Raw genomic sequence first — 6,308 nt, 5'->3', positions numbered from 1 at the left:
CTACAGATAATACACCAGTGTCTGTAGCTCCTAGGCCACCGATAGTTGTCGTGACCGACGCTTCGGCTTTAACACCAGCACCTGATGCATTAATATCCTTAGCAACCGTCGCCGCGCCGGCACCTGCGGCAACTGCAACGGTTTTACCATTAACGGCAAAAGTTGCATCAGCTGTAGTACCTTGAGTTAATACCGATGCAGCTTCAACACCAAACTTGGTACCCGCGCCTGAAACACTGTTATTACCAATTTTGTTGGCGGCAACAGAGGATAAGGTTACCGAAATAGTTTCATTGGCATTGGCGCCTACCTGAAATTTTTGTGTACCATAACTACCGTCAATTAATTTTTGTCCACCAAATGAGGTGGTGTCAGAAATACGGGTTAATTCTGTTTGCAAAGCTGACATTTCTTTTTGCATGGCGGTACGGTCATCGGTGGAGTTTGAACCGTTAGCCGATTGCAATGACAAATCACGCATACGTTGCAAAATATTAGTCGACTCTTGCATCGCACCTTCAGCTGTTTGTGCAATCGAGATACCATCGTTAGCGTTTCGAACTGCAACACCAATACCATTAATCTGACTGGTTAGACGGTTAGAAATTTGTAAACCTGCAGCATCATCTTTAGCGCTGTTGATGCGTAAGCCTGATGATAAACGCTCCATTGACATGGAAAGTTTGCCGTTAGCGCCATTTAAACTGTTTTGCGCTTTCATTGATGTGACGTTGGTATTAACTGAAATAGCCATATGTAAAATTCCTCTTCTTAGTTGAACGCCAAGACTCGGAGCTTGGCTAAACGGTTAATCATTAAACTGTTTAATGTGTAGTGAAACATGTCTTTTATAAAGACTGTTTGTAAGCACTTTTGTTATACGAGCCTACATAAGCGTTTATAAAGACGGTATAAATCTAAAACGTTTTATATATAGTCAAACAAACTGGTCGAACTTACTTTACTGAACAAACTCGATGCAGCGTTGAGTGCGAGTTGCTGCTTTTCGAATTCGGTAATGGCCGAAGCCAAATCTAAATCTTCTAACTTTGATAATGCCGAGGTGTTAATCAACTTTTCATCAGTATGATTGTCGCTATACTGTTGCAGCACTTTTAGGCTGTTGCCGGTTAAGCTACGTTGCTGACTCATTTGATTGACGCCACTATCAATGTTATTCAAGAGCTGTGCCAACTCTGACTGCCCAGCAGGTGTTTGTGCATCGTTGCCGCTTTCAAATAATGCGATAGCCTTGCTGAAAGTATCGAATATACTGACTTGTGCGACTTCGTTGATGGTGAAAGTATCGCCAATTGCTGGTTCGCCATCGAGTTGAATCTCTATGCCGTTAACGTTCACCGGCAAAGAAGCGTCAAAAGGGGCAACCGTAGTGACAAGCGTTGCCGCACTGTCACGCACCTCTAAATTCATTACGCCAGTACCATCATCAACAAAATTAAAGCTATAGGTATCAGGTATATGGGTTGCTAGGTTAGTTATTTTGGCACTTGTTACGACAAAATCACCTTGTTGAGTTGACGAATAATTGACGCCATAGTCGCCCATGGCATTGGGCGCGTTCATAAAGGCGGCATCGCCAGGAGTATTGGTATTAACTTGGACTCCTTGTGCAATATTACTTTTACGAATGCCGGCATCACCGCTGTAAACCACATCACCATTATTATCAAACGCAAATGGTGCGCTGTTGGTTTTATTACCAGCAAAAATATAATTGCCTGACTCGTCTTTGGTGTTGGCAATGGACATTAATTGTTCAAGACTTTGACGCATGTCATCGGCAATCACTTGCCGCTCGGCGGAAGTCATGCTGCCGTTAATGCCGCGAAGCATTGACTCTTTCATGCTGCCAGCCAAGGTATCTGCTTGGCCTAACTGACTTTCGGCTTGTTGGATATGGTTAGTGGCGTAATCGATATTTTTTACAAATTGATCCACCAAAGCATTTTTTTGCTTTAAGTTATCAATACCAATAGCCGCAACTGGGTCGTCACCAGCGGTATTGACTTTTTTGCCGCTAGAAATTTGTGCCATTATGGTGTTTGTGGCAGATTGCTTTTCTAATATGCTATTAGTGTTTTGCTGAAACATCTGTCCGGTAGAAATTCTCATGATATATCTCCTAGCGAACCGAGCTTAATAGAGTGTCGAAAATGGTTTGTGCAGTTGTCATTATTCTGGCGGAGGCTTGGTAAGACTGTTGAAAACGCAATAAATTTGCTGCTTCTTCATCAAGGTTGACACCAGATTCACTTTGCACACGGTTACTGGCTTGTTGATATATTGCCGTTGCCGAGCCCACTCGCACTTCAGCAGACTTAGTTTGGCTACCAATATCCAATTTAGTATTTTCAAATACGCTGTTTAAGGTACCAGTGCCGTTATTCATCAATTTAGCATCAGACAATTTAGCCATTTCAACTGCATTACTGTTGTCGCCTTCTGCAAATGACAAATCAAACGTGAAACGTTCGCCAGTCGCAGTACCTGAAGTGGTAATATTAAAGTCCATGCCAAAAGCGTTAATGTTATTGCCGGCATAAGCACCTACTCCCAACGACACGCCAGCACTGTCAAATGCTTCGTAAGTATTGGCTGCTGTATTGATTTGAAAAGTAATCGACGATCCAACACCCTGGAAACCCGCAGCGCTGGAGTTCATGCTATTTAAACTGATAGATGTATTACCAGAATTGGCAACATCGGCACTTAAACTAGGCCCAGCAGCAGCAATGCCTTTGGGATCGGTCATCACCACTTTTAAACCAGAGGCTGCGCCTGCTGTCGGGCGGATTTCAAATTTATCACCGTCCGCTACGGCACCACTGGCAATATTAATGCTAAAACCTGCACCACCGGTAAGTTGACTACCCGATACTGTTAATGTGGTTTGCTCTCCAGTTTTAGTATCTTTTAATTGGTAACCATCTGCGATGGTATAGCTCAACTCGTAGCTGCCACCTGATAATGCACCCACATCATCAATATCGACCGACATTGCTGCTGTACCAGTATTGGTAGAATTACTTGCTGCACGGCCTGATGCCATTAATGGATCGTTAATGTCACGAAAGATATCACTACCGACGTTACCGTTTAAGTCAAAACCTTTGGCTTGCATTTCGTTAAAGGTGTCTGCAATACCTAAGGCTAATTGGCCAAGCTCAGTGCTAGCCGGTAATAAAGTGTCATCTCTAAATGAAAATAATGCGCCAAGTTGACCGCCCAATTTAGACGGATCAATGTTAAGCGTTTTATCGCCAATAGAAGCATTAATGCGCGGTTCATTTGGATATGGATCGCCTGGACTCATGCCAATTGACATCGACACTTCACCTGACACCAACATCACTGAACCGCCTAACATAATTGATTTTGCGCCGGTATCTAACGGAATAACATTCACCTGAGCATACTCACTCAGTTCTAGTATCAATGAATCTTGCTTATCCAATAACTGACTGTCTTCGCCTTGAGATTTCATTAATTCTAAATTGATGCGACCTAATTCTTTACTGATTTCATTAACACGAACTGTAACCGATTCTATTTGGCTATTAGTTTGCTTTACCTGACCATCGAGTTGTGATTGCATTTGATTTAGGCCAATGGCCAACTGTTCAGCAGAGCTGAGACTACTGCCGCGAATGCCTAAATCGGTCGGTAAGTCGGCTACATTATTAATGCTGGCAAAAAAATCATTTAAATTTGCTGGTACCATTTTACCAATTTGAGAATAAATCTGGTCTAACTCACTTAACTTACTGTAAGAGGTTTCAGCCGCACTCATGCTGGTTTGGCCTATGCGTAACTCGCGCGCAGCAAATTCGTTATAAACACGCTTTACGTCAGTAACATAAGTACCTGTACCATAAAAACTATTGCCCAAGCGTTGCGATTCTAGAGTGGTCTGGGTGGCAACTTGCCTGTTGTAACCAGCAGTATTCGCATTGGCGATGTTATTACTGGTGACACCTAATTGCGCTTGAGATGCTTGAACGCCTGTGCGAGCGATATTGAGTAAGTCAATCGACATTATTTAGTCTCCACAGGTAATAGAGATTTAAGGCCTTCTTTTACCGACTTCATCACATTGATAACTTTATTGGCATATTGAGGGTCGGTAGCGTAGCCTGCTTTTTGCAGTGCTTTAATAAATTGAGTCGGCTCTGCGGCAACTTTACGCGCATCTTGATAACGATCACCTTGGCTAATAAACGACACAAAATCGTTAAAGCTCTGTTCAAGGTTGTCATACATTCTGAAATCCGCTTTTTGTTGCACCGCTATGCCCTTTTCAAATTCCAAAGTATTGACAGAGGTTTTGTCACCCTGCCAACGTTTATCAGCTTTGATATTAAATAAGTTATTACTCATAGTGCCGTCGTTACGACGTACCACTTTTTGGCCCCAACCGGTTTCGAGTGCTGATTGAGCGATTAACACTTCAGCTGAGGTACCCAAGGATTTAGCCGCTTTTTCAGCGTGGGGATACAACACCGAAATAAAATGTTCTGGACTGGTAAATTGACTTACCGCAATACCTTTGCTTTTTGCCATAGGGGTATCAACTGGCGGCAAACTTTTGCCCGTTTGTAACGCTTGGCTGGTTAATTGCTCGCCGCGTAACACACTGTCTAATTGATCACCAGATAACACCCGAGAAAGCTTGGCCGTCATAGGTTGCATAGACTGCGCATGATCAATAACAGAATGCGATGCCGCTATTTGATCTTTTGGTGCTATAGCATCTAAGGTGTCTTTATCTAACTCTGTTGCTGGCGCAACAAACATACTCGGGTTTACTTTGTAGTCGCTATTACCGCGTAATACTGATGCCGGAGTAATAGGGCTATTTTCTGGGTCTAATTGCTGCACCATCATTTCAGCCAGCCCTAGCATGCCTTTATTGGATAAATCGACAGACATTTGTTGATCACGCATTTGTTCAAAAAATGCTGTTGTTTCACTGTTCATTGGATTGTCTGACTTAAACGCGGCATTGGCATCTCGCATGCTTTTCATGAGCATTTGAATAAAGATCCCTTCAAATTGCTTAGCCGCTTCTTTAAGTGCCCCCTTCTCGTCTTTCTGGGCTTGGACACGAAGTGAATCTAGTCCTCCTAGATCCAGAAAGTTCGATGAAGCTGACAACTTTTCCATAGTCATTCCGACAATATTTAGATGATGATAAGTTCACCATGCAAAGCGCCTGCCATTTTTAACGCTTCGAGTATGGCAAGAACATCTGATGGTGCTGCGCCCACTAGATTCACGGCTCTGACAAGCTCATCAAGAGTGGTGCCTGGATTAAACATAAACATACGACGATCTTTTTCTGACACATCAATCGTACTGTTGGTGGTAACAACCGTATTACCACCCGCTAAGGGGTTGGGTTGTGATACTTGCGTAGCTTCGGCAATAGTCACGGTTAATCCACCGTGGGTCACAGCCGCAGGCAGTAACTTGACATTTTGACCAACCACAATGGTGCCAGTACGAGAGTTAACAATGACTTTGGCTGACTCTTCAGCCGGAATGACCTCAATGTTTTCTAATGTTGATAAAAACGATACCCGCTGTGATGCGTCGCGCGGTGCACTGACTTGAATAGAAGTAGCATCAATAGCTTTTGCCATGTCGGGGCCAAGTAAATCGTTAATCGCATCGGCAGTACGTTTGGCGGTAGAAAAATCTGAGCGACGTAAATTAAATGTCAGGTAATCACCACTAGCAAACGGACTGATCACACTGCGTTCAACAATGGCGCCACTTGGAATACGACCAACCGTTGGCGTATTTTGAATCACCATAGAGCCATCAAGCCCTTCGGCACTAAAGCCACTCACAATTAAGCTGCCCTGAGCAATGGCATACACATTGCCGTCAACCCCTTTTAAGAAGGTTTGCAATAAGGTGCCACCACGTAAACTTTTTGCCTCGCCTAAACTAGACACGGTAATGTCAAGATTTTGACCCGGCTTGATAAAGGCTGGCATTTCAGCGTGTACAGCAACAACGGCTACGTTCTTTGAATTTGGACGAACTGATTCAGGTAAATTAATGCCAAAGTTTTTTAGCATGGTTCTAAATGTTTGTTCGGTATATCGGGTTTTCTCCCCGGTACCAGGCAAACCAACAACTAAGCCATAACCCACTAGTTGGTTACTTCGTACTCCCTGAATACTGGCGATATCTTTAATCCGCTCCGCATTTGCAGAAGCGCTGAGCATTAATATCGACGCTACAAGCGACACGATCAATTTAGTTTTCATGCATTACTC

General features: G+C 43.4%; 4 protein-coding genes and 1 pseudogene. All 5 read right to left on the bottom strand.

Features of this window, described 5'->3' with window-relative positions; genetic code table 11:
- Positions 1–754 (bottom strand): annotated as a pseudogene (locus tag ACED29_RS04825) (flagellin); the annotation flags it as partial.
- Positions 755–927: 173 nt separating this feature from the next.
- Positions 928–2,133, bottom strand: a complete 1,206-nt coding sequence (gene flgL, locus ACED29_RS04820) for a flagellar hook-associated protein FlgL (RefSeq protein ID WP_371697165.1) — start codon at positions 2,131–2,133, stop codon at positions 928–930.
- A 10-nt stretch (positions 2,134–2,143) separates the two neighbouring features.
- Complete coding sequence (gene flgK / locus ACED29_RS04815) at positions 2,144–4,057, bottom strand: flagellar hook-associated protein FlgK (RefSeq protein ID WP_371697164.1); 1,914 nt, start codon at positions 4,055–4,057, stop codon at positions 2,144–2,146.
- Positions 4,057–5,184: a flagellar assembly peptidoglycan hydrolase FlgJ gene (flgJ, locus tag ACED29_RS04810; RefSeq protein WP_371697163.1), complete on the bottom strand. Its 1,128-nt coding sequence runs from the start codon at positions 5,182–5,184 to the stop codon at positions 4,057–4,059. Before flgJ ends, flgK begins: the two co-directional genes overlap by 1 nt.
- Before the next feature lie 17 nt (positions 5,185–5,201).
- On the bottom strand, positions 5,202–6,299 hold the full coding sequence (locus tag ACED29_RS04805; RefSeq protein ID WP_124016913.1) for a flagellar basal body P-ring protein FlgI: 1,098 nt from the start codon (positions 6,297–6,299) through the stop codon (positions 5,202–5,204).
- Positions 6,300–6,308: the final 9 nt, after the last annotated feature.

It is taken from the genome of Shewanella sp. 5S214, assembly GCF_041439795.1.
GTDB classification, from domain to species: Bacteria; Pseudomonadota; Gammaproteobacteria; order Enterobacterales; family Shewanellaceae; genus Shewanella; species Shewanella vesiculosa.
Note: the sequence above shows the minus strand (reverse complement) of the source record. Positions and strands in the feature narration are given on the sequence as shown.